The organism is Nocardioides terrigena, assembly GCF_003047265.1.
Taxonomy (GTDB): Bacteria; Actinomycetota; Actinomycetes; order Propionibacteriales; family Nocardioidaceae; genus Nocardioides; species Nocardioides terrigena.
Genome location: NZ_PZYY01000035.1, coordinates 1 through 851 on the forward strand (window position 1 = coordinate 1; position 851 = coordinate 851).

General features: G+C 43.4%; 1 protein-coding gene. It reads right to left on the reverse strand.

What is annotated here, in order from left to right:
• A partial coding sequence (gene nusA / locus DAE25_RS22660) for a transcription termination factor NusA (RefSeq protein WP_107768553.1) occupies positions 1–851 on the reverse strand: 851 nt, incomplete at both ends.

Below are 851 nucleotides of genomic sequence, written 5' to 3' on the forward strand. Positions count from 1 at the left end.
CGCCGTCAATTGCGGTTAATTCGCTTACCGGAATGAATGCGATTTCTTCTAAGCTAGAGAAGCCTTCATCCACTAATAATTGAGCGAATTCATCGTCGATTTCTAACGCGGAAACAAATAAACTAATAACTTTGTTATCTTCCGCTTGATGTTTCTTATCTAAATCTTCGGTAGTCATGACATTTAACGTCCAGCCGGTTAATTGTGTCGCTAAACGTACGTTCTGACCGTTACGACCGATTGCTTGGGCTAAATTTTTACCTTCAACCGCAATATCCATCGCATGTTTATCTTCATCCACGACAATCGCGCTTACTTCCGCCGGTGCCATTGCGTTAATCACGAATTGCGCCGGATTATCGTCCCAAAGTACGATATCTACACGCTCACCGCCCAATTCATTGCTAATAGCTTGCACACGTGCACCGCGCATACCAACACAAGCGCCTACCGGATCGATACGTTTATCATGTGATTTCACCGCAATTTTCGCACGAGAACCCGGATCACGTGATGCGCCTTTAATTTCAATGACATCTTCACCGATTTCCGGTACTTCCAGTTTAAATAACTCTTCTAACATTACCGGTTTTGCACGTGTTACGAAAAGTTGCGGGCCTTTTGATTCAGGTTTAATCGCATATAATACGCCGCGTACACGGTCGCCTGGACGGAAGTTTTCACGCGGAAGCATATCTTCACGCACGATTACCGCTTCCGCTTGATTACCTAAATCCAAGATAATTTGCTCGCGGTTTACTTTTTTAACGGTTGCAGTAATGATGGTATTTAATTGTGAACGGAATTGTTCAATAACTTTATTACGTTCCGCTTCACGAATTTTTGTACTG